Genomic DNA, 22,151 nt, shown 5'->3' with positions numbered 1-22,151 from the left:
AGACGCCTGCGGCGGTAGATATTGCCCCGATACGCTCCATGCGTACCGGGGCTTTTTTGTTTCAGTAGATTACGATGCGTTGAATGGCGGCGGCACTGCCGTCGGTCAGGCGGAGGAAGTAGGTGCCGCTGGGGAGATCGCCGAGCTGACTGGGCAGAGCCTGGGGGCCGGCGGGGAGGGTGCCGCGGTAGAACTGACTGACCGGACGGCCCATGAGGTCGAGCAGAGTGAGCGTGACCTCGGCGCGGCGCTCCAGGGTGAAGGTGGTGGTAAGGCTTCCGGCCGTGGGGTTGGGGTACACCCCGAAGGCGAGGCGCGCTAGGTTGCGGTCGTTGACGCTGGTGCTGAGGCGCCCCCCCATAGGCTCTACGCGCTGGGAGAGGTAGACGTGGTACGCTCCGGGGGCGAGTTTCATACTAGCCGCGGCATCGGTCACCGAGGTAGAGTCACCGCTAAAGTAGTCGTACCAGGTGCCAGTGGCCGGGAAGGGGTTGGCGATGGTCTGAGTCGTCACGCCGAAATTACCGAACACGGCGGCCTGACCGTCGTCACTGTCCAGGTGAACATACTTGACGTTGCCGGGGCCGAGCTGGGAACTGGTGATCTCGCCATGGAAGAAGTCGTAGTTGTTGCGCAGGTAAAGCATGTCGGCGACCATATTGTAGACGTCGCGGCGGTCGGCGTTCTCGCGGTAGTTCCAGACGATCGGCTTCGGGTCGGTGCGGCAGGACTCGTCGATGCGGTTGTCGCCGCAGTAGTCGATACTGTAGTCGTAGCCGAGCTCGCCGAACTGCCAGAGCATCTTCGGGCCCGGAATGCTGTAGAACAGGGCATTGGAGAGCTCGACGCGATCGAGGGCGGTGGAGAGGTCCTTAACGTCGTAGTCGCCGTTCGAGTTACCGAAGGCAAGGTTCTTGTACATCATGCGCTCCTCGTCGTGGCTTTCGATGTAAGCGATGAGGTTGCGGTCGCTAAATCCCCGGTTGGTAGCAAGTGCTGGGCGGAGATCATCCTTATCGTAGCCCATGCTTGCCTGGAGGTAGGCATCGTGGGGTTGCTTTCCAGACCAGAAGTACATGCCGTTGCCGTACTGGGCTAGCTCTTCTTCTTCTTCGCGGGATTTTGCCAGGTGCTCCATGATCATGTAGGCACTATCGTTGACGGACCAGACCAGGTCGGCATAGTCCTTCAGAATGGCGATGCGGCCGGCATCGTAGCTGCTCCAGGCGTCGTCGTCGCTTCCGTATTCGGTCTGCGTAAAGCCCTTACTGAGGTCGAAGCGGAAGCCGTCGATGTGAAATTCCTCCAGCCAGTAGGTAAGCGTCGTCTTGACGTACTCCTTCGTTAGGGCGCTTTCGTGGTCGAGGTCGGTACCGACGTTGAAGGGGTGGCGGGCCGTGACGTTCGCGTAAGGGTTATCGGGGCCGGGGACGAAGGACTCCGCACCGGGCCAGATCTGTACCAGGGGACTTTGTCCGAAGGCGTGGTTGTAGACTACGTCGAGTACTACGGCCATATCGCGGGAATGGGCAGCGTCGACTAGCGTTTTTAAGTCTTCCGGGGAGCCATAATATTTATCCAGCGCCATGTGGAAGCTCGGGTTATAGCCCCAGCTGATGTTGCCTTCGAACTCAGAGACTGGCATGAGTTCGAGGGTATTGATACCCAAGCGTGCGAGGTAGTCCAGGGTATCGGTAAGGGATTGGAAGCTATGGTCGGCCAGAAAATCGCGCAGCAGCAGCTCATAGACCACCATTTTTTTGGGATCGGGCATATCATAGGTGACGACGCTCCATTGGTACTCAGGCTCGTCCAATCGCAGCCAACTCACGATGCCCTCCGTCTCCCCACTGGGGTAATTAGGAATACCGGCGAAGATTTCCTCACTGATGAATTCATCGTTGAAGGGGTCGAGTACCAGGGTACTATAAGGGTCGGCGTAGCGCCCCTGGTCGTCGATGGCGTATTGGTAGAGCAGGTCCTCCTCCGGTAGCACATCGGCGGGCACCCGGAGCCAGAAGGTGCTATCGTCCGGCGTGCGGTTCATGCGGGCGCTGGCTACGGGAGACCAGTCATTGAAGTTACCCACTACGAACACATCTGACTTGCCGGGGGCACGCAGCACCAGCATCAGGTCACCGTCGTCCATCAGGGTAGCGCCGGGGTCGGCACCATCGGGCAACGCGGCGATGGTAGGTTCGCCCGTGATGTAGGTCACGGTACGGGTGGCCCCCTGCCCACGGTAGGTCGCGGTGATGGTATAGGTGATGACCTCACCGGCCGGGAGTACCACGGTGTGGGTCAGTACACTATCGGTCGTGGTGCTCACCACCACGTTGCCTGTGGTAAGCTGGAGATCGGACTCAACGTAAGCGGTAGCCGATAGGGTGACCGACTGGCCAACGGTACCGGTAACTACTGAGCTACTGGGTTGGAGTAGGTCGACGACTAGCTCACCCGTGACCGTAAACGAATCGCTGACCTCGGCGCCCCCGGCTGCCGCCGTAGCCCGGATCGTGTGCGCCCCCGGACTGGTAAGCCGAACAGCGTAGTTAAGCTCCTGACCCGTGGCGTTAGCGACCAGGCTATCGTTGTCGTAGATCGAAAGTGTAGCGTCAGAGGTGCTGCCGACGGTGACGGGAAGTGCCTTGCCCAGGGGATAGGTGTCTGTGCCGGGGTCACCGGTAAGCGTGAGTGAAAGGCTATCCCCATCACTGACGTCCACAAAGATATCGGCCCCGCCGGCGGCCTTCCCCTCCTGACTTCCGTCGGCATTACGGAACACCATGGCGATTTGCTCGATGGTGGTACCGGCGGCAACCCCGAAGTACTCGCGAATGGTGGGGGAGAAGGTATAGGTGTATTTGTTGGGCTGGCCGTCAACCGGCGTCAGTTTCCAGGTATCGTTGGCTACCCCCCACTCGGTCTGCACGTTCTGCCAATCGCTGCTACTCATACTGGCCGAGGTGATTACTCCAGTGTGGATGTACACATCGCAATTGCAGTCCTTCAGTCCAGCCGTACCGAGACTGGCATCGTAAGTAATGGTCAGTGGCTGATCTTCTACCGGGGCAGCTGGATCGGTAGTGATGAGCTGCGCCGCCGCCGAAAAACTGGTGAAAAGAAGGAGCACACTGAGGTAAAACTGTGTCATGGCCGAAGACTTTAGGCAGGCGAAACTACAAAAGAAAAGCCCCCCAAACGGTTGTTTGGAAGGCTTCTGTTGTCTGTGCACCGGGAGGTAAAGCCCGATTCGGCAGGGTAGTACTATTCGTAGTCTTTGTCGCTATTACGGTCGTAGCCACCGCCCCGGTTACCCCGGTCGTAGCGCGAGCCGCTGTCGCGGTCATAGCCGCTACGCTCGTAACCGCCACCACCGCCGCCACTGTAGCCGCCACGGTCATAGCCGCCGCCGCCTCCGCCGCCGCGTCCGCCACGGTCATAGCCGCCGCCGCCGCCGCGTCCGCCACGGTCGTAGCCGCCGCCGCCGCCGCTGCCGCCGCGCCCGCCACGGTCGTAGCCGCCGCCGCCGCCGCCGCCGCCGCCACGGTAGCCGCCGCCGCCGCCGCCACGGTAACCGCCGCCGCCACCACTGCCGCCGCCACGGTAACCGCCACCGCCACCACTGCCGCCACCACCGCCGCCTTTGCGGTCGTTTTCTTTGACGACGATGGTGCGACCGTCTAGGTCAGTCTGGTCCAGTGCCTCGATGGCTGCCTGTGCCTCATCGTCGCTCGGCATTTCTACGAAGCCGAAGCCACGGGAACGACCGGTCTCCCGGTCAAGGATGATTTTCACCGACTCTACTTCGCCGTAGGCGCTGAAGGTATTGCGAAGGGTATCTTCGTCGGTATCCCAGCTAAGCCGGGCAACAAATAAATTCATAATGAAAAGGAAAAAAGGATGAAAACAAATGGTGTTGTTGTAGGCGAAACGCTAGAGGATAGGATTATTCAACAAAACGGTAGCCAACTCCAAAACCGTGAATACTACGTTAAGAAAACAACGCAGGACCCGAAAGTTCCGGGCCACGACAAAAATAACCCCTAAACCAATGCAAAACCCAATTTTTTTCACTTTTATGTTACTGCTGCTAGTGGGGTGCAAAACGGGGGCAGACCGGAGCGCCACGGCGGGGGAGTACGAAAATGCGGTGATGGAACTTCGCCAGCGACTAGCCCCCGACCGCCGTACTGATCGCGTGGAGGTCACCGTCAGCCGCCACAACGGCCCGTTGCGGCTGACTGGCTACACCACCTTACCGGCCGCAGTAGGGGCGCTGGACTCCCTGGCTACGGCGGCCGGCCCCGGCAGTAGCAACGACGTTCGGTTGTTGCCAAACCCGCGCCTTGCTCACTCCTTCGGGCTTATTCGTACCTCGGTGGCCAACATCCGCACCGAGCCGGGCCACTCCCAGGAGCTCACCTCCCAGGCCCTACTCGGGACGCCCATCGAGCTGCTCGACGAGGCGGACGGCTGGTACCTCATCCGTACGCCCGACCGCTACCTAGCCTGGCTGGAGGAGGGAGCCTTCGTAGGGGTGGATCGCAGCGGAGCAGAAGCGTGGTTCTCCGACCGGCTGCGCACCTGCGTGCCCGCCCAGACTGTCGTATTGGACCGGCCCGGTGGGGAGAGGGTAGTGTCCGAACTGGTCGCGGGCTGTCTGGTGCAAGTGACGGGTACACGCGCCGAGGAGTTCGTGGAAGTGCGGCTGCCGGATGACCGCCGGGGCTACGTGCGGGAAGGGGAACTGCGGCTCTACCGAGCGCTTGCGCAGCCTGATCGAGTGGGCATTGATTCAGTGCTACAGACGGCCTTTGCGCAGGTGGGTAGGCCCTACCTGTGGGGCGGGACGAGTCCGAAGGCGATGGACTGTAGCGGGTTTACCAAGACGGCTTACTACCTGAATGGCTACGTGATTCCGCGTGACGCCTCGCAGCAGGTACACGCCGGGGTAGACGTGCCGCTGGATGCTGGCTTTACTCAGGTGCAGCGCGGCGATCTCCTGTTTTTCGGTAGTTACCGCGAGGATGGGAGCGAGCGGGTAACGCACGTGGGCTTTTACCTCGGTAAGGGACGCTTTTTGCACGCCGGGGCGGACAACGACTACATTACGGAGAACTCGCTGCTGGAAAAGGACGCCGATTTTGCACCGCACCGCAAAGCTAGTTTGCTGAGCGCGCGTAGACTGCGGGAAGGAGCCGCCGGGGTAGTGCCGGTGGGCGAGGCCTTCAGAGCCCTTTACACCAAGTCCTCATCACGGTAGGGCCGCTTAGCTTCGAGCTCCCGTAGCTCCAGCGACTCGTTTTCCAGATCGGGTAGGGGGGTACCCTCCCGGCGTGGACTACTCTGCTCGGTGGGGTGAATGTCCTCGGGATCGGCCAGGGGGCCGTAAAGGCTTAGGGCCTGCAGGGTGATGCCGATGCCCCAACCCATAATGGGCCAGATGGCCCAACCAATGGTGCCGGTGGTGACTAAATTGAGGAGAATGAAAAAGCCACACATGACAAGGTAGGTGCGGCTGTGGCGGCGAAAGTCAAGCTTTTTTTCCTGTAGCGTCTTCTGCTCGTAAGCGTGCTTTTTGGACTTGCGGCGGCGGCTCATGGGCGTTAGTCTAGTTCGGCGATGACGGTCTTATTGCCCTTTACCTTCTGGCCGATCTCGACCTTGAGGCGGGTACCGAGGGGAAGGAATAGATCGACCCGGCTACCGAATTTGATGAAGCCGAAATCTTCGCCCTGTACGACCTGCTGGCCGACCTCGAGGTAGTTCTTGATACGTTTGGCCAGGGCGCCGGCGATCTGCCGCAGGAGAATTTCGGTCTCTCCCGTATCGATGACCACCGTGGTGCGCTCGTTTTCGCTACTGCTCTTGGGGTGCCAGGCGACGAGGTATTTGCCGGGGTGGTACTTGTTGTACTTGACCAGGCCGCTGACGGGGTTACGATTGACGTGAACGTTGACCGGCGACATGAAGATACTCACCTGCAGGCGTTTGGCCTTGAAGTACTCGTGCTCGTAGGCTTCCTCGATGACCACCACCTTACCGTCAGCGGGCGCGTACACCAGGTGGTCGGCCTCCTCGGGCACCATCCGGGTGGGGTTACGGAAAAACTGTAGGATGGTGACAAAGAACAGTCCGGAGGCGATAGCCACGACCGGCAACTGCGCCGGGGCACGGTAGTAGACTAGGGTGCAAATCAGGGCGAGACCGACGAAGAGTAGGGCAAGCACGCGCCTACCTTCCGGATGGATCTTAATCGGTTTACGCAAAGCGGGGGAGGTTTAGCAATCGCAAAGATCGGTCTTTCTGTAAGGGTAACGTAGGGGCGCGAAAAAACGTTCTTCCGTTAGGGAGCTCATCGGGGTAGGGTGGTGCGTAAATCCAAGAATTGCTGCCCCCTGTCCACTACCTCCCGTAGCATGGCCTGTAGATGCTCCGTAGTCGTGAAAGCATTGGTAAGGGTACAGCGCAGGTAGGTTTGTCCCGCAATCTTGGTCTGTACGATGTAGCGGCGTCCGTCCTCGGTAAGGGTGGCGCGGATCAGCTCGTTCACCGCGCTGCGCTGCTCCACCGCTAGGGTGGGAGCCACGAACCGGAAGCAGACAATGTTGACGTCCGGCTCCATGAAAAGGTCCAAGTTTGGGTCCCGCCGCACCAGCCGGGCCAGTTCCCGCCCGAGCACGCCCACCTGTACCACGTAGTCCCGAAACACCTCCGGCCCGTAAGCACTCAGCAGGGTAAACACCCGCAGACTCAGCGTCCGCTTCGTACACTCGAAGCTACGCCTGGCGATATCCGACCAGTCCGCCGACTTCCCTAATAAATAATCCGCCTCCTGCTGAAACGTCCGGTATTGATCCCCCGCCTCCCGAAAAAACAGCCCGGTAGTCAGCGCCGGGGCCATCAGCATCTTGTGGAAATCCAGTGTCAGGCTATCGACCCGCTCCAGCCCCGCGGTGAGGTGCTGCCGCTCGGGGTCGAGCCGCACCGCTGCCCCGTGCGCCCCGTCAATGTGCAGCCACAATTGATGACGGGCGGCGGCATCGGCCAGCGCGCCGATGTCGTCGTAGGTGCCGGTGCTGGTCGTACAGGCACTACCCACCAGCGCCACCGGAGTCAGCCCCCGCTCACGTGCATCGGCTACTAGCTCGTCGATGAGCTCGGTGCGCATGCGCAGTTCCCCATCCGTAGGCACGTGAATAATGCCCTCCGCCCCCCAGCCCATGATCCGCACCGCCCGGTCGATGCAGTAGTGGGCCTGGGCGTTGACTAGCAGGCAGGGGCGTACGGGGCCGTTGCCATCGCGCCACGCATCACCCCCCGCCGGCCACTGCCGGGCGCGGGCGGCCAGCAGGGCGGTGAGGTTAGCGAGGGTGCCGCCGCTGGTCAGGAAGCCGCCCGCCGTGGGCGCCAGGCGTAACATCTCCGCGAACCGCTCCATGACCAGCTGCTCCATCGCTACCCCCGGCCGGCCCATCTCGAAGATGGCCTGTCCGGCATTCATCAGACTGGCCGCCACGTCTCCCAGAGCTGCAAGCGGGGCGGGTGGGACCACCTGGTGGCCCAGGTAGTCGGGGTGGTGCAGGTGCACGTTATCCTGGATCAGCTGCCGGTACACCTCCTGCGGTGCGGCACCGCGGTCGAGGAGCTCCCGGAATACGGCCAGGCTCTGCTCCGGGGTAGCGTAGGGATTGGCGGGGTAGTCCGTCACCCCCTCCAGGTAGTCGGCCAGTTGGTCGATCAAGGCGTGGCCCTCGGTGCGGAAGGTAGCCGGTGAGTAGGCCCGGCGCAGGAGCTCGGTCATGGTCTAGATGCCCATCTCGGCCCGGCCGGCGTCGAGGATCTTGCGGGTCTCCGCCGCATCGGCGCCCTGGGCGTACACCCGCAGGACGGGTTCGGTGCCGCTGGGGCGTACCATGAGCCAGCGGTCGTCACCGTCGAGGTAGAACTTGGTGCCATCCACGTGCTTGACGTCGGTGACGGTGTAGGGGCCGATTTTCTGGAAGGGATTATCCCGGGCCTGCTTGACGATCTCCCACTTGCGGTCGTTGTCGACGTGCACGTCGTCGCGGTCGCAGTTGAAGCTGCCCACCTTGGCGTATACGTCCTGGATGAGGTCGTTGAGCGACTTACCGGTCTTGGCCATGTACTCAGCGATCATCAGGCCGATCCAGATGCCATCACGCTCGGGGATGTGGCCGCTTACGGCCAGTCCGCCGCTCTCCTCCCCACCCACGATCACGTCGCGCTCGGCCATGATTTCGGCGATGTACTTGAAGCCGATCTTGGTCACCTCGTAGGGCAGGCCGTACTGCTCGGCTAAGGTCTTGAGCTTGTCGGTCACGGAAAAGGTTAGGATCACTTCGCCGTTGTGGATGCCCTTGTACTCGTACTGGTACATCAGTAGGAGCAGTAGGATGTGGTGGCTGTCCACAAAGTCTCCGTTCTCGTCGTAGAGTCCGATGCGGTCGGCGTCGCCGTCATTGGCAATCCCTAGGCTAAGCTTCGGATCGTTTTTGATCACGTCGCTCAGCTGCTGGAGATTGCGGTCGATGGGCTCGGGGGCGGTGCCGAGGAAGCTGGGGTTGTACTCGCAGTGTAGGTGGCGCGCCTCGGGCAGCAACTTGACCATGGCCGACTGCCCAGCCCCGTACATGGCGTCGTAGGCGATGCCGAAGTCGGCGTTGCGGATCAGCTCTAGGTCGAACTTGTCCGTGACGTGGTCGATGTAAATTTGCTCGAAGTCGTGCTCCTCGACCAGTCCCTGCTCCTTGAGATCTTCGAGCTCGGGCAGGTCGGTGGGCACCTCATCGGGAATAAGAGCCTCCACGGCGCTCACGTCATCCGGTACACTCGGCCCACCCAGCTTGGACTTGAGCTTATAGCCGTTGTAGTCCGGTGGGTTGTGGCTGGCGGTGATCACTACGCCTAGGTCCGCACCGGTTTTGACTACGCCCAGGCTTACCATGGGGGTAGAAATAAAGGCGGGAGCCAGCAAACTGGTAATACCGTGCTTACCAAATACGCGGGCGGTGGTCTCCGAAAACAACTGGCCGGCGAAGCGGCAGTCGTAGCCGATCACCACGCGGGCCGTGTCCCCCTGCTGTTTGAGCCACAGGGCGGTACCCTCTGCGACGCGCTTCACGTTGTCTACCGTATACTCCTGAGCGATGATGGCACGCCAGCCGTCGGTGCCGAACTTAATCTTAATGGGATCCATGCGAGGGGGTCATTTTGATGGGTGTCGTGCGAAGGTGGCAAATTTTGCTAGTATGGAGGTTACGTAGGTGCTTTCTTCTACCCCACGTACCTTCGTGGTGTGGATTTCATCACCGCGCTGCTGCTCGGCCTAGCCGCCGCCGTGGCAGCCACCTGGTTTCCCGGCTTGCTCAACATGAACAGTGTCAGTGTCACTCTGCGGGCCGGTCGCCGGGCGGGGTATGTCTTCGGAGTGGGTATGACCGTAGCCTTCACCACCCAGGCCGCCCTGGCCGTCTTCTTCGCGTCCTATTTTGCCGCCCACCCCCGCATTCTTACCTTCATGCGACAGTGGGCGGTGCTGGTGCTGCTAGTGCTGGCTGCCTTTTTTCTGGTCAAGGGGTTCCGGGCGCAACTACAGCACGAAGGCCCCGAGAGTAAGCCTTACCACGGCAGTGCGTTCGTACGCGGCATCGCGCTTGCCCTGATGAATTTTCTCACCGTGCCCTACTTTTTCGCGGTCTGCGGCTGGCTGCTTTCCGACGGCTACCTCCAGAGTGATTTTGGCTCCCGCACCGGCTTCACCCTGGGCGCGGGCACAGGTGCCATGCTGATTTTCGGAGCCTACACCCGCTGTGCGCGCTGGATGCAGCGGCGCGCCCATTTTCTTACCCGCAACATCAATTTCGTGCTAGGGGGTATCCTGATCCTACTGGCTCTGGTACAGGCCATACGGATGTATAGGTAGCTCACTGCGTACCGCGGCGGTGGCCCCCCCTGCTCAAATATCTGCAAATTCATCACAACACCGGACCGGAATACGGTATTTGGGCAGTATATGATCCGCCTTCCCGCTCCCCCCGCTCCCGCGCCCGTCGAGCTCGCCCGCCGGCTGCAGCAGCAGTTTTCCGAATGGGCTCCCGAGACTTTTGCCTCGGCCGCCTACCCCCAGCGGGAGATGGATGCCATACGCCAAGCCGGTCTCCTCCACATCACCCTGCCCGGAGAGGCCCTCGATTCTCGTCACGGCAACACGCCTGCCCTGCTCCAGCTCCTTCGGTACATCGGGCAGGGCAACCTTTCGGTGGGCCGTATCTACGAGGGGCACGTAAATGCCCTTCAGCTCATCTCCGTCTATGGTACCCCGGCCCAGCAGCAGCGCTGGTTCGCCGATGCCCGCGCCGGTCACGTCTTCGGCGTGTGGAATACTGAAATGCAAGATGGCATTCACCTGGACCGGCAACGCACTGGAAAGGTCTGCATCCGGGGCAGTAAGAGCTTCTGTAGCGGCTCGGTCCACGTGACGCGCCCCATCGTGCCCGGCGTACTGCACGACAACACGGGTAAGGCCCTGGGCTGGCAGATGGCTATTGTACCCCTGGACCGCTACGACCCCCCCGTTGACAAGAGCTTCTGGGCGCCCTTCGGCATGCGCAACAGCGTAAGCTACAAGATCGATTTTACCGGCATTGCGCTAGAACCCACGGACTTGCTGGGCCAGCCCGGCGACTACAACCGCCAGCCCTACCTCAGTGGGGGCGCCATTCGCTTCGCGGCCGTGCACCTGGGCGGGGCGGCGGCCGTCCTGGAGGCCGTGCGCGACTACCTTCGCCAGCTCAGGCGCACCGAAGACTGCTACCACCGCAGCCGCGTCGGACAAATGGCCATCCTGGTCGAAAGCGGCACCCACTGGCTGGAGCGGTCCGGCCGCGTGACCGATCAGAGCAGCGACACCGACGAGATCATCTACTACGCCAACATGACCCGCACGGCCATTGCCAGTATCTGCACCGATTGCCTGCGCCTGGCCGAGCACAGCGCCGGTGCCCGGGGCATGCTACACCCCTACGCCCTACCCCGTCTGCACGCCGATCTGACCATGTACCTGCGCCAACCCGCCCCCGATGCCGCCCTGGAGGCCGTCGGCAAACACTACCTCAATGACCACCCTACCCACTGATCCCCAGCTGCTGGCAGAGCGCAAAGCCAGCCTGTACACCGACTCCCCCATTCACCCCCACGGCGACCTACACCCCTGGCACCGCACCGTGGTGTTTTCTCCCCACCAGGACGACGAGTCGCTAGGCTGCGGCGGCCTCATCGCCACCCTCACCGACCGCGGCCAGCAGGTACGGGTGGTGTTCGTCAGTGACGGCGGCATGTCGCACCCACAGTCGGAAAAATTCCCCCGTCCTGCGCGCGTTACCCTGCGCCGGGCCGAGGCCGTAGTCGCCTGCGCCACCCTGGGGGTACCCCCCCAGCACGTGCACTTCATGGCCCTGCCCGACGGGGAGGTGCCCCGGCAGTGGCATCCGGATTTCGACTCCATCATTGATGACCTAAGTCAGCGCCTAGCGGACTGGCAAGCTGATACCCTGGTTGTGCCCTGGCGGCGCGATCCCCACCCCGACCACCGGGCCACCTGGGAAATTTGCCGGGCGGCCGCCGAACGCTACCGCCCGGAGGGAATTCGGTGGATCGAGTACCCCGTATGGCTGTGGGAGGCCCAGAACGTGGTGGACCTGCCCCGCCCCGACGAGATGATCGTCTGGCAGCTCGACGTAGCCGCGCAGCAGGAGCGCAAACAACGCGCCATACACGCCCACGCCTCCCAGTACGCCGGTATCATCGACGATGCGCCCGATGGGTTCCAGCTCCAGGAACATATGCTCGACCACTTCCGCCGGCCCACCGAGGTGTTTTTCGAGGAGGCGGCTAAACGGCACCGCACCCTGCCGGAAGACTACTTCGAGGGCGTCTACGCCCATACCGATGACCCCTGGGACTTCGAAACCAGTGCTTACGAGCGCGAGAAGTACGCGGCTACCATGGCCGCCCTGCCCGAGGAGCGCTACACCTCGGCCTTTGAGATCGGCTGTTCCATTGGAGTTCTTACGGAGTTACTAGCCAATCGCTGTGACGCCCTACTCGCCATCGACATCAATGAGGCTCCCCTGATCCGAGCCCGCGAGCGGCTGGCCGACCAGCCCCAGGTCACCTTCCGTAAGATGACGGTACCGAAAGAGTTCCCCGCCGAGCGCTTCGACCTAGTCGTGCTCAGCGAGGTGGGCTACTACTGGAGCTACGAAGACCTCACCCGGGCCATAGCGCTCATTGGAGAGGCCATCCTGCCGGGGGGTACGCTTATCCTAGTCCACTACACGCCCTACGTACCGGATTATCCGCTGACCGGTGACGAGGTGCACGAGACGTTCAGTCAACTTCTACGGGGCTTTCACCATCTAAAGGCGGAGCGGGCCGAGCGGTACCGGATGGACGTCTGGAAAAAGAAGGGCGGGGCCGCAGGTGCACCGACCGGGTAAAGCGGCGCAGGTCGCGGATCACCTCTTCAAAGGGGGCGTCGGAAAACTCGTGGGTGTGTTCCAGTATTCTGCGAATGTCCTGATATAGCCCGCCGGCGGATTCAGCCGTAGCGATACGGTGCTCGAGCTCCCCGTAGGGCATATTCAGGTAATCGGCTAACTCAAAGAGGGCCGGGCTGTTGCCGATGCGTCGTTCCAAATAAGCACGCCGTAGGGCTACCTTCCACTTGAACAGCATGATGCAGTGCTGTAGGCCCCACACCACCGGTCGGCGGCCATCCTCCGCCATTTTTCCCCACTCGTCCAGGGTGCGACTGAAGGCGACGCCTTCAATGCGGTCGCTCTCCCGATCGCTGGTATAGACCTTTATTTTAGGGTCGTGAACGACCGGCACGTCGATTCGCTCCAGGGCCCACATCAGGTGAATGTCTTCGATACAGCTCACGGCCGGCATCCCGCCGCAGGCCAGGTAGGCATCCTTGCGCACCGCAATACTCGGACCGTAGTGCTGGAAGTGCCGCGGCCAGGGATCGTTGGTGCAGGGGTCGATCAGGGATTCCAGCAACACCTGTAGCATACGGTAGGTTACATCCTGAAGGTGGGTTTTACGGTAGCGACGTCGCTCTCTTTGGCGCACGATGATCCGCCCCCCCACGGCCGAGGCACCCCGGTCGAAGGCACAGCGGGTGTAGTACAGCCAGTGCCGGTCTACGGTACTATCGGCGTCCGTTGTGCAAATGATCCCGTATTCGGGAAGGCGGGCTACGGCCAGATCTCCCAGCAGGCGGCGGGCTACGCCCACACTAGCTACCTCGGCGGGAATCGTCACTTCCAGTACCTGTAGCCGAAAATCAGGGTGGGCAGCGGCGTAGGCGCGAGCTACCTCAGCGGTGTCGTCGCTACAGTTATTCGCTAATAGCAGCACTTCGTAGGTGGTAGGGTCGACCCGGCTGCCGTGGGGGTCGACCTGCAGGTGCAGTGCCCGTAAAGCTTCGGTGATGTGGGCCGCCTCGTTTTTTGCCGGAAGCGTGATACAGAACAAGCACTCCGAGTGTGCGTACTCCGAACCGTCGGCTGCGGTCAGAGGAGGTATACCGGGGGGTAAATCAGCCAAGAAGGTGAAATTGCGTTATGACTTGAAGCACGTTTAACCGCGCAGTGTTGCGTGTACACTTTACTATGTTGCGCTGCCACCCACCAGCTGCACCTCCCGCTCCAACCGCACCCCGAACTGCTCGGCCACCGTATCCTGTACCCGCTCACTGAAATCCAGTACGTCGCGTCCGCAGGCACCGCCCCGGTTCACCAGTACCAGGGCCTGGCGGTCGTAGGTACCGACGCGCTCGTTGCCCTGACCCCGGAGGCCGGCCCGGTCGATGAGCCAGCCGGCGGGTAGCTTGACGTGCGCCTCGTCGACAGGGTAGGCAGGTAGGTCACTGTGCGTCTGTTGTAACCGTTCGTAGGTGCTGCGGGCTACCACCGGATTTTTGAAGAAACTGCCACTATTGCCCAGCAAGAACCAGTCGGGGAGCTTACTGCGGCGGATGCTGGTCACCGCGTTAGCCACGTCGGCGGCGGTAGGTTGCTTGATGCCCAGCCGGTCCAACTCGCCCCGAATGGCCCCGTAGTCTAACTTCAGGGGGCGGGGGGTGCTGAGGTCGAAGCTGACCGCCGTGATCAGGTAGCGCCCCGGCTCCCGTTTAAAGTGACTATCCCGGTAGCCGAAGGCGCAGTCGGCCGGGGACAGATCAACCGGACCCACCCCGTACTCCCAGGCGTGCACCGCGGTGATGAACTCGGCCACCTCCGCCCCGTAGGCTCCGATGTTCTGTACGGGGGCGGCCCCCACCGTGCCGGGAATGAGAATGAGGTTTTCCATTCCCGCAAAGCCCCGTTCGAGGGTGTGGCGCACGAACTGGTTCCAGTCGGTACCGGCAGCCACCCGGAAGCGACCTTTACCGTCCGACCAGGTGATGCCGCTCAGTAGTACATGTACGGTTAGTCCCGGCAGGTCTTCGAGCAGGAGTAGGTTACTTCCGCCACCTAAGACTAGATCTGGCGCCTGCCGGAATTCCTCTCCCTCCAGTTGGGCCAGATCGGTAAGTGGCAGGTACCGCTCGGCCACGGCCGGCAGACCGAAGGTATTGAAGCGTCGTAGGTCTACCCCGTACCGCATCATTCCGCCAGGTCGAATTGCAGGCGGGCCAGGGCGGAGTAGGCCCCGTGGGGCCGTACGCTGAGTTCGTCGTGGGTGCCCGATTCTACGATCGTACCGTTTTCGATGACGTAGATCCGATCAACGTTGCGGATCGTCGCCAGCCGGTGGGCAATGATAATGCTAGTGCGGCCGCGCATCAGGTTATCGAGAGCCTCCTGGACGACGCGCTCACTCTCGGCATCGAGGCTACTAGTCGCCTCATCGAGCAGTAGGATTTTAGGGTCTTTCAGGATAGCCCGGGCGATAGCTACCCGCTGCCGCTGCCCGCCGCTGAGCTGGATACCGCGATCGCCTACCAGGGTATCGAACCCCTCCGGGAAGGCCTCGATGAAGTCCAGCGCGTTGGCCTGTCGGGCGGCGGCGCGTACTTCCCCGTCGGTGGCATCGAGCTTACCGTAGGTGATATTCTCCCGAATGGAGCCCCCGAAGAGCAGTACCTCCTGCGGCACCAGCGCCAGCTGATCCCGGTAGGGTTCGAGGTCGAAGGATTCAATGTCGTGCCCATCAATACTGATGTGCCCCTCGGTGACGGGATAAAAGCGCAGCAGCAACTTGACGATGGTTGATTTGCCACTTCCGCTTGCCCCGACCAGGGCTACCTTCTCGCCGGGAGCGACGTGGAGGTCGATGCCCCTGAGCACGGTCACGTCCGGTCGGGTAGGGTAGGCGAAGACGACCCGGTGGTAGTCGATAGCTCCGGTGAACGCGGTGGTGAGGAGTTCCTCCCTCGATTCACTTGGCACCGGCGGCCCCGCCCCCTCTGCTGCTTGTTCTACACCCTCGTATTCCCGACTTTCAAGGATATCGACGACGCGGTCGGAGGCACCCAGCGCCCCCACGATCTCCCCGTAAAAGCTGCCGAGACTGGCCACCGAGCCGCCAATAATACCCGTCAGAACGATGAAGGTGAAGAGGTCGCCGACCGGTAGATCGCCCGCCTGCACCAGCAGGATGGCGCGGTAGATAATGAAGAACAGCGCCCCGAACATGACGCTGACGATGAAGGCCGAGAAGAGGCCGCGGGCATTGGCCGTGCGGATGGAGATGTCGACGGATTCATCGATGCTGCGGCCGTAGCGGGCCAGCTCGAAGTCCTCGTTGGTATAGGCCTTGACGGTGGAAATGCTCTGAAGCGTTTCCTCGACGATGACGTTGCTCTGGGCGAGTTGTTCCTGGCGCGCCTTGGTCATTTTGCGGACGTAACGGCCGAAAAACATGGCCACGATGACCACTATGGGAAAGACAATAAGACTCACCAACGCCAGGCGGAACATGGTGACGAGGATGAAGGCAGTAGCCCCGATCAGAATGATAATCTGGCGGGCAAACTCTGTAAGGGTGAGGCTGAACACCCCCTGAATTTGGGTGATGTCGTTGGTGATGCGGCTGGAGAGTTCGCCGACGCGGCTGCGCTCGAAGTAGGGGACGGTGAGGTGCAGCATCTTAGCGAACAGGTCCTTGCGCAAGGAGGCCATAGAGCGTTCGCTGACGATGGCCTGGATGCGGACGCGGTAAAAGCTTAGCGGGGCCTGGATGATCACCAGGGCGGCCAGGAGCTGGAACACCTCATCGACCGTAAGCCCGTACTTACCCTTCCCATTGTAGATATTCAGGGCCTCGCCGGGTAGCTGGATAAGCACCAAAAACACCAGCGAGCTCAGGCCCAGGATGATAAAACTCAGGGTGAACAGCCAGCGGTACTGCCACACGTAATCGAAGATACGCATACTGCGACGCAGACGCTCCTTCGTAATACGGGGTTTGGCCTCCTGGGTGGGGGCCGCTGCGGGGGTGATGGTGGCCATGACTCACAAAGGAACCACTTTGGGGAGTAAAAGGTCAGGGCGGCGGGCTTTTTTGAACTTACTGTGAAAAAGTCCGGTAGTACCCACTCAATCCGGGGGGAGGCGGTTGACTGAAGAAGCATGACGAGTTGACAATTTTACCTTCGAAAAAGTGTTTAATCCGTATTGCCCCTTATTCTAACCTAGCTTGATGAAACATCCTTCCCTACTTCTCGTGCTCCTAGCCGTGCTTTGTCTGGGTACTCCTTCTACCGCCTCCGCTCAGAGCTACTTCGAGGTTGGTCTACAGGGTGGTGATATGCCCTATAATGGTGACCTGAGTGAGTCCGGGATCGGCTTTCTCAAGGACTGGAATACCTACGGTGGCTTTTACCTGCGGTACCGGCCCGTGAGTCGGATCGGTCTGCGCTTCAACGGTATTTTTGGCCGCATCGAGGCGGAGCAAGAGACTAACGTGCGGGTGAGCTCCTCGGAGCGGGCCCTTATCGACCGCAACTTTCGCTCCCGGATTCAGGAGTTTAGTCTGGCCGCCGAGATCGATCTGTTCTACATCGGTGACCCCGAAGATCGGTTTGTGGCCCCGTATGTTATGGTGGGAATAGGCCGTACGGCCTTCGAGCCCCAGTCGCAGGTCGATGGGGTGTACTATGACTTACAGCCCCTGAAAACGGAGGGGCAGGGTATCCTGAACGGCAACTACGACCCGGCCCCCTACGAGCTCAACATCACGACCTACCACATCGGCGGCGGTCTGCGGGCCAAGCTCGGCGAGCGCGTGGTCGTCGGCGGCGAGGTCAGTGGCCGGCTTACGGGTACGGACTACCTCGATGATATTACCGGTCGGCGCCTGGTGTACGGCGACGTGCTCACCAACAGCGGTACGCGGGGGGCGTTCTTCTCCAACCCCGCCGCGCAGCCCGGCGAGACGGCTGACGACCTTACCTATACCAGGGGGGGCAACTCCGATGACTTTTACTTCCTCATCAACCTCACCGTGGGTATTCGCCTCGGGGGGTGGGGTGGCGGACGCGGTGGCAGCGGGTGTTACTCCTTTTAGTGCGGTCGTAGCAAATTTAGTCTGGGTACAAACCTCGGAACCCAAACCGGGTTAGCTTGGGTGGCAATACCGCCAACCAGACAACACCCGCATTCTATGAGTCTACGCACGTTTACCCTCTCCCTGCTGCTGACGCTGCTCGCCTTTGGCCCGATGAGCGCCGCCATCGTTGTTCCCGTTCCCCCCCCTACCACCGAGGAAGCTACCACCGCCAACGAGGCTGCCGCCCTGGAAGCCGCCCGCGCATACCGCGAATCCCTCAAGAGTATGAGCGCCAAGGAGCGCCGCGAACTCAAGCGTGAGCAACGCCGCGCCATGAAGGAGGCGATCAAGAGTCACCGCCAGGACGATATCGCCGACAATACCCTGCTGCTCGTCCTGATCACGATTCTGCTTCCGCCCCTGGGAATGTACCTGTACCAGGGCGAGGCCAACAGCAAATTTTGGATCAGCCTGGTCCTGTGGCTACTGTTCTACTTTCCCGGACTCATCTACACGCTGATCACGATCTTAAGCTAAGTTTTCATGATTTCTGCCGCTGCTCGCTGAGCTGCGCCACCCTGTCCGAGTTGTTGGCGCAGCCGGGCGAGGTCCCTCAGTTGCCGGTCCCGCGCGGGACCGGCAATTGTTTTTTGGAGTTCCTGGGTTAGTCGTACGGGATTGAAATTTGCCTGAATGAGCTCCGGTACCACCTCCCGATCCATTACTAGGTTGACTAGCGAGATAAATTTAATGCGACTGGCCACCAGGCGGCGCGCCAACCAGTAGTTGAGCGTACTGCCGCGGTAGCAAACGACCTGGGGTACGCCGAAGAGGGCCGTTTCCAGGGTAGCCGTGCCACTGGTCACTACTGCGGTGTGGGCGGCAGCGAGCACCTCGTAGGTCTTGCCGTGCACCAACTCTAGATTGGGTGGTACGTCGGCTGCCTCTAAGTAGGGCTGGTAGGTGGCGGCATCCTGTCCGGGTGCCCCGGCGATCACGTAGCGCTCATCGGGTAGCCGGGCGGCCGCGGCAAGCATTACGGGCAGGCTACGGGCGATCTCTTGGGCCCGCGAACCGGGTAGCAGGGCGACGTGAGTCCTGGCCAGTTCCTCGGTCTGCTGTACCGCGTCGAGCAGCGGGTGGCCCACGAAGGTCGCCCGTATGCCGTGCTTGGCGTAAAAGTCCTCCTCGAAGGGCAGGATCACGAGCATGCGGTCCACGTTAGCACGTACCTGCTTGACCCGGCTCGTATGCCAGGCCCAGATCTGGGGGCTGATGTAGTAGCTGATGTCATAGCCCCGTTTGCGTGCCCACCTGGCTATCCGTAGGTTGAAGCCGGGGTAGTCGATGAGCACCAGTCGGTCGGGAGCAAAAGCCTCGATATCGGCCTGGCACTCCCGGAAGTTGCGCAGAATGGTTGGCAGGTTTTTCACCACCTCCACGAAGCCCATGAAGGCCAGCTCGCGGTAGTCTTTGACCACTTCGGCACCGGCTGCCGCCATCAGTTCTCCCCCCCAGGCCCGGAGGTTGGCCGCAGGATCGAGTCGCCGCAGGGCCTCGACGAGCCTGGCGCCGTGGAGGTCTCCGGAGGCTTCGCCGGCGATGAGGTAGTAGTGCAAGGAGTTAGGGGGTTAAGGACTAAAGGGGTTAAGGACGGTCATTGGAGGTGTTACGGGCTGGCAAGCTTGTGCGGGATCGCGGGTGCACCGTAGGGGTAAAGGTAGCGAGTGGCGATTCGGGGGGCAGTCGTTACTTCGCGGTAAAGTTTATCCTATGGCAGTAGACTGGAAGCACTACACGTTTGCGGAGTTGGGAGTGGACCTACTCTACGCGATATTGGCGCTGCGGCAGGAGGTATTCGTGGTGGAGCAGACTTGTTACTACCTCGATGCCGATGGAAAGGATCGGGAGGCGCTACACGTGGTAGGATTACAGGGGGATAAACTGGTCGCTTACACACGGGTGCTGGATCGGGGAGTATCGTATCCGGACTACGCCAGCATCGGTCGGGTAGTGACCGCACCGGCGGTGCGGGGGCAGGGGCTGGGCCGGCCGCTGATGCAGGAGTCACTGCGGGTACTTTACGCCCACTACGGGGAGCAGCCGGTCAAGATCAGCGCCCAGGCGCACCTGCAGAAGTTTTACGGTGGCCTGGGGTACCGCGGGGTGGGGGAGGTGTACGAGGAGGATGGGATACCGCACCGGGCGATGGTGCTGAACATCTCGGCTTCCGGCATCCCTACCGGGGTGGCTTAAATCTACCGGCTCCCGGCATCCCTGCCGGGGTGCCTTATAGAAGATAAAAGCCATGAGCCGGAAGTACCTTCACCCCATGCAACCCCTCGCCGAACGCATGCGCCCGACCTCGCTGGATACCTACGTGGGGCAGCAGCACCTAGTAGGCTCCGGAGCCGTGCTGCGCCGTGCCATCGAGACCGGTCGCCTGCCAAGCTTCATCCTATGGGGGCCACCGGGAGTGGGCAAGACCACCCTGGCTCGTATCATCGCCAACCACCTAGAGGTACCCTTCTACCTGCTCTCGGCGATCAACTCGGGGGTCAAGGATGTGCGGGAGACCATCGAAAAGGCCAAGCGGGGGAAGTTCTTTCAGTCGGCCTCGCCGATTCTGTTCATCGATGAAATCCACCGCTTCAGTAAGTCGCAGCAGGATAGCTTGCTGGGAGCCGTGGAGGCGGGTACCGTTACGCTGATCGGGGCTACGACGGAGAACCCTAGCTTTGAGGTCATCCCCGCGCTACTCAGCCGGGCCCAGGTGTACGTGCTGGAACCGCTGGGGAAGGAGGAGCTGGTGAGTATGGTCGACCGGGCGCTCGCGGAGGATGAATACCTGAGCCAGATGGATGTGGTAGTCGAGGATTACGATACCCTACTACGCTTCTCCGGCGGCGACGGACGCAGGCTCTACAACGTACTCGAACTGGTTACCCACGAGGCCGCCGACGGTCAGCGCGTAGTACTCAACACCGACTACATCACTGCCCGGGTGCAGGAAAACCTAACGCGCTACGATAAGACCGGTGAGCAGCACTACGATATTGCCTCGGCGATGATCAAATCCATCCGGGGTAGCGATCCGAACGGGGCCGTGTACTGGCTGGCGCGCATGGTGGAGGGGGGCGAGGACCTCAAGTTCATTGCCCGCCGCCTGGTCATCTCCGCCTCCGAGGATGTTGGTTTGGCTAATCCCAACGCCCTGCTCATGGCTACCACCGCCGCCCAGGCCGCTCAGCTCGTGGGCTACCCGGAAGCGCGCATCATTCTCAGTCAGGCAGCTATTTATCTGGCGACCAGTCCGAAGTCGAATAGTAGTTATAAAGCTATTGGCGCGGCACAACAGGCGATCCGTAAAACGGGCACCCTGCCAGTCCCTCTGCACCTGCGCAACGCGCCCACTAAATTGATGAAGCAGCTGGACTACGGAAAGGACTACAACTACAGCCACGACAATCCGAATAATTTTCGGGCCCAGGAATACTTACCGGAGGAGCTAGCGGGTACGGCCTTTTTTACCCCGCAGGATAATAACGCCACCGAGGTCAAGATTGCCGAGCGGATGCGGCAGTTGTGGGGGGAGAAGTATGCGGGCGGTTAGACTTCGTCCAGTAAAAAATGGAGGTAGTGCTTGAGCAGCTTCGGAGCGGTATAGAGCAGGTCGTGCTCCTTACCCTTCACCATGTGGTGGATTACCGTGGGCGCATTAGTGAGCTTGTCGCAGGCGTAGTAGGCGTTGCGGGGGTAAATGAGCCAATCGTCAGTACCGTGGAGGATGACGGTGGGGGCGTCGATATGTTTCCACTCTGTAGTCATATCCTCGAGCTCCGCCTGGTGGGCGAGCTTTTCGTAATTGGCCGTATGGAGGCCGCTGGGCAGTAGCCAGGAGAGCGACCAGTGGGAGGTGGGGTGGGTGATCCAGTAGGTGTATTCCTCCTTGGGGGCCATACTGGCGGATTGGAGGAGCAGTCCGTCAACTAAATCGGGGAAGTCCATCGCCAGGCGGGCGCTTACCGTACCGCCGTAGCTGCTACCGTGCACGATCACCTTCTGGCCGGCGTGGCGACGGGTGCGGACCACCGCGGCGACGTTCTCCGCCTGTTCCTGCACCGAAGTCATGGGCCGACCTAATCCACTTCCGCCGTAGCCCGGTCGGTCGATGGCCAGAATATTGGTTTCAGCACGTAAGGCAGAGTCGCGCATCATCGTGATCCACCACGCGCTGGAGGAGGGGGCACCGTGGATGAAGACAAGTAGGGGCTTGGAAGAGTCCTTGCCAATCTGTAGGTAGCGCAGACGGCGAGTAGATCCCTGCTGGTAGCCGATCTCGGCATCTAGTTTCTCGCTCTGCAGAATCGCGCTGAGCTGGTGGTCGTCCATCTGAATGCGTACGAAGGGTTCCAATCGGTACACCGCGTAGGCTAAAAAGCAAAATACGGTGAGTAGGACCAGAAAACGTTTCTTCAGCAGCATCAAAGAATAATATGCCTATAAAACGCGTGCGGGCAGTAGCAGGTTGCGCATTTTCGGTAAAGCGCGTAATTTCGCGGCAC

19 protein-coding genes are annotated in these 22,151 nt (G+C 61.2%); 8 read left to right on the top strand and 11 right to left on the bottom strand.

The window, feature by feature from the left end; translation table 11 throughout:
* Positions 1-61: 61 nt before the first annotated feature.
* Together ACOOHD_RS09345 and ACOOHD_RS09340 are read right to left on the bottom strand one after the other, a co-directional pair.
* Positions 62-3,154, bottom strand: a complete 3,093-nt coding sequence (locus ACOOHD_RS09345; RefSeq protein WP_420461297.1) for an alpha-amylase family glycosyl hydrolase — start codon at positions 3,152-3,154, stop codon at positions 62-64.
* 113 nt (positions 3,155-3,267) lie between these two features.
* Entirely contained in the window at positions 3,268-3,885 is a 618-nt protein-coding gene (locus tag ACOOHD_RS09340) for an RNA recognition motif domain-containing protein (RefSeq protein ID WP_420461296.1), read from the bottom strand.
* Positions 3,886-4,081: 196 nt separating this feature from the next.
* Between ACOOHD_RS09340 and ACOOHD_RS09335 the strand changes: the two genes are divergently transcribed.
* On the top strand, positions 4,082-5,266 hold the full coding sequence (locus ACOOHD_RS09335; RefSeq protein ID WP_420461295.1) for an NlpC/P60 family protein: 1,185 nt from the start codon (positions 4,082-4,084) through the stop codon (positions 5,264-5,266).
* Here ACOOHD_RS09335 and ACOOHD_RS09330 read toward each other — a convergent pair.
* The 4 genes from ACOOHD_RS09330 to ACOOHD_RS09315 form a co-directional block, all read right to left on the bottom strand.
* Positions 5,242-5,604 carry a 2TM domain-containing protein gene (locus tag ACOOHD_RS09330; protein ID WP_420461294.1) on the bottom strand — a complete coding sequence of 121 codons (363 nt, stop codon included), beginning with the start codon at positions 5,602-5,604 and terminating at the stop codon, positions 5,242-5,244. The two genes, ACOOHD_RS09335 and ACOOHD_RS09330, sit on opposite strands and share 25 nt — an antisense overlap.
* A 5-nt stretch (positions 5,605-5,609) precedes the next feature.
* A complete protein-coding gene (locus tag ACOOHD_RS09325; RefSeq protein ID WP_420461421.1) occupies positions 5,610-6,260 on the bottom strand; it encodes a phosphatidylserine decarboxylase family protein in 651 nt (216 codons plus the stop codon).
* A 98-nt stretch (positions 6,261-6,358) separates the two neighbouring features.
* A complete protein-coding gene (locus ACOOHD_RS09320) occupies positions 6,359-7,807 on the bottom strand; it encodes a pyridoxal phosphate-dependent decarboxylase family protein (RefSeq protein ID WP_420461293.1) in 1,449 nt (482 codons plus the stop codon).
* A gap of 3 nt (positions 7,808-7,810) precedes the next feature.
* On the bottom strand, positions 7,811-9,223 hold the full coding sequence (locus ACOOHD_RS09315) for a phosphoglucomutase/phosphomannomutase family protein (protein WP_420461292.1): 1,413 nt from the start codon (positions 9,221-9,223) through the stop codon (positions 7,811-7,813).
* A gap of 99 nt (positions 9,224-9,322) precedes the next feature.
* Here ACOOHD_RS09315 and ACOOHD_RS09310 point away from each other — a divergent pair, with 99 nt between their 5' ends.
* The 3 genes from ACOOHD_RS09310 (at position 9,323) to ACOOHD_RS09300 (ending at position 12,524) form a co-directional block, all read left to right on the top strand.
* Positions 9,323-9,949: a LysE family transporter gene (locus ACOOHD_RS09310; protein WP_420461291.1), complete on the top strand. Its 627-nt coding sequence runs from the start codon at positions 9,323-9,325 to the stop codon at positions 9,947-9,949.
* Between the two features lie 90 nt (positions 9,950-10,039).
* Positions 10,040-11,161 (top strand): acyl-CoA dehydrogenase family protein, encoded by a 1,122-nt coding sequence (locus ACOOHD_RS09305; protein WP_420461290.1) that lies wholly within the window; start codon positions 10,040-10,042, stop codon positions 11,159-11,161.
* Positions 11,142-12,524, top strand: a complete 1,383-nt coding sequence (locus ACOOHD_RS09300; protein WP_420461289.1) for a PIG-L family deacetylase — start codon at positions 11,142-11,144, stop codon at positions 12,522-12,524. The genes ACOOHD_RS09305 and ACOOHD_RS09300 overlap by 20 nt, the downstream gene beginning before the upstream one ends.
* On the opposite strand, the gene ACOOHD_RS09295 is transcribed toward ACOOHD_RS09300, so the two are convergent.
* The 3 genes from ACOOHD_RS09295 to ACOOHD_RS09285 form a co-directional block, all read right to left on the bottom strand.
* Positions 12,415-13,638 (bottom strand): glycosyltransferase, encoded by a 1,224-nt coding sequence (locus ACOOHD_RS09295; RefSeq protein ID WP_420461288.1) that lies wholly within the window; start codon positions 13,636-13,638, stop codon positions 12,415-12,417. The two genes, ACOOHD_RS09300 and ACOOHD_RS09295, sit on opposite strands and share 110 nt — an antisense overlap.
* A gap of 63 nt (positions 13,639-13,701) precedes the next feature.
* The gene (gene murB, locus ACOOHD_RS09290) at positions 13,702-14,703 is read right to left on the bottom strand and encodes a UDP-N-acetylmuramate dehydrogenase (RefSeq protein WP_420461287.1); all 1,002 of its coding nucleotides are present in this window, start codon (positions 14,701-14,703) and stop codon (positions 13,702-13,704) included.
* Positions 14,700-16,547, bottom strand: coding sequence for an ABC transporter ATP-binding protein (locus ACOOHD_RS09285; RefSeq protein WP_420461286.1), 1,848 nt, complete (start codon positions 16,545-16,547; stop codon positions 14,700-14,702). The genes murB and ACOOHD_RS09285 overlap by 4 nt, the downstream gene beginning before the upstream one ends.
* A gap of 190 nt (positions 16,548-16,737) precedes the next feature.
* Between ACOOHD_RS09285 and ACOOHD_RS09280 the strand changes: the two genes are divergently transcribed.
* Together ACOOHD_RS09280 and ACOOHD_RS09275 are read left to right on the top strand one after the other, a co-directional pair.
* A complete protein-coding gene (locus tag ACOOHD_RS09280) occupies positions 16,738-17,604 on the top strand; it encodes a DUF6089 family protein (RefSeq protein ID WP_420461285.1) in 867 nt (288 codons plus the stop codon).
* Positions 17,605-17,700: 96 nt separating this feature from the next.
* The gene (locus ACOOHD_RS09275; protein ID WP_420461284.1) at positions 17,701-18,123 is read left to right on the top strand and encodes a YqaE/Pmp3 family membrane protein; all 423 of its coding nucleotides are present in this window, start codon (positions 17,701-17,703) and stop codon (positions 18,121-18,123) included.
* Here ACOOHD_RS09275 and lpxB read toward each other — a convergent pair.
* Entirely contained in the window at positions 18,120-19,205 is a 1,086-nt protein-coding gene (gene lpxB, locus ACOOHD_RS09270; protein WP_420461283.1) for a lipid-A-disaccharide synthase, read from the bottom strand. The genes ACOOHD_RS09275 and lpxB overlap by 4 nt on opposite strands.
* Positions 19,206-19,359: 154 nt before the next feature.
* On the opposite strand from lpxB, the gene ACOOHD_RS09265 reads away from it, so the two are divergent.
* Both ACOOHD_RS09265 and ACOOHD_RS09260 read left to right on the top strand, forming a co-directional pair.
* Positions 19,360-19,842 carry a GNAT family N-acetyltransferase gene (locus ACOOHD_RS09265; protein ID WP_420461282.1) on the top strand — a complete coding sequence of 161 codons (483 nt, stop codon included), beginning with the start codon at positions 19,360-19,362 and terminating at the stop codon, positions 19,840-19,842.
* 76 nt (positions 19,843-19,918) lie between these two features.
* On the top strand, positions 19,919-21,199 hold the full coding sequence (locus ACOOHD_RS09260; RefSeq protein ID WP_420461281.1) for a replication-associated recombination protein A: 1,281 nt from the start codon (positions 19,919-19,921) through the stop codon (positions 21,197-21,199).
* On the opposite strand, the gene ACOOHD_RS09255 is transcribed toward ACOOHD_RS09260, so the two are convergent.
* Positions 21,196-22,071 (bottom strand): alpha/beta fold hydrolase, encoded by an 876-nt coding sequence (locus tag ACOOHD_RS09255; protein ID WP_420461280.1) that lies wholly within the window; start codon positions 22,069-22,071, stop codon positions 21,196-21,198. The genes ACOOHD_RS09260 and ACOOHD_RS09255 overlap by 4 nt on opposite strands.
* Positions 22,072-22,151: the final 80 nt, after the last annotated feature.

The organism is Neolewinella sp. (genome assembly GCF_965214665.1).
Taxonomy (GTDB): Bacteria; Bacteroidota; Bacteroidia; order Chitinophagales; family Saprospiraceae; genus Neolewinella.
The sequence above is the reverse complement of the archived record's forward strand: the minus strand, read 5'-3'. Positions and strand labels throughout refer to the sequence as shown.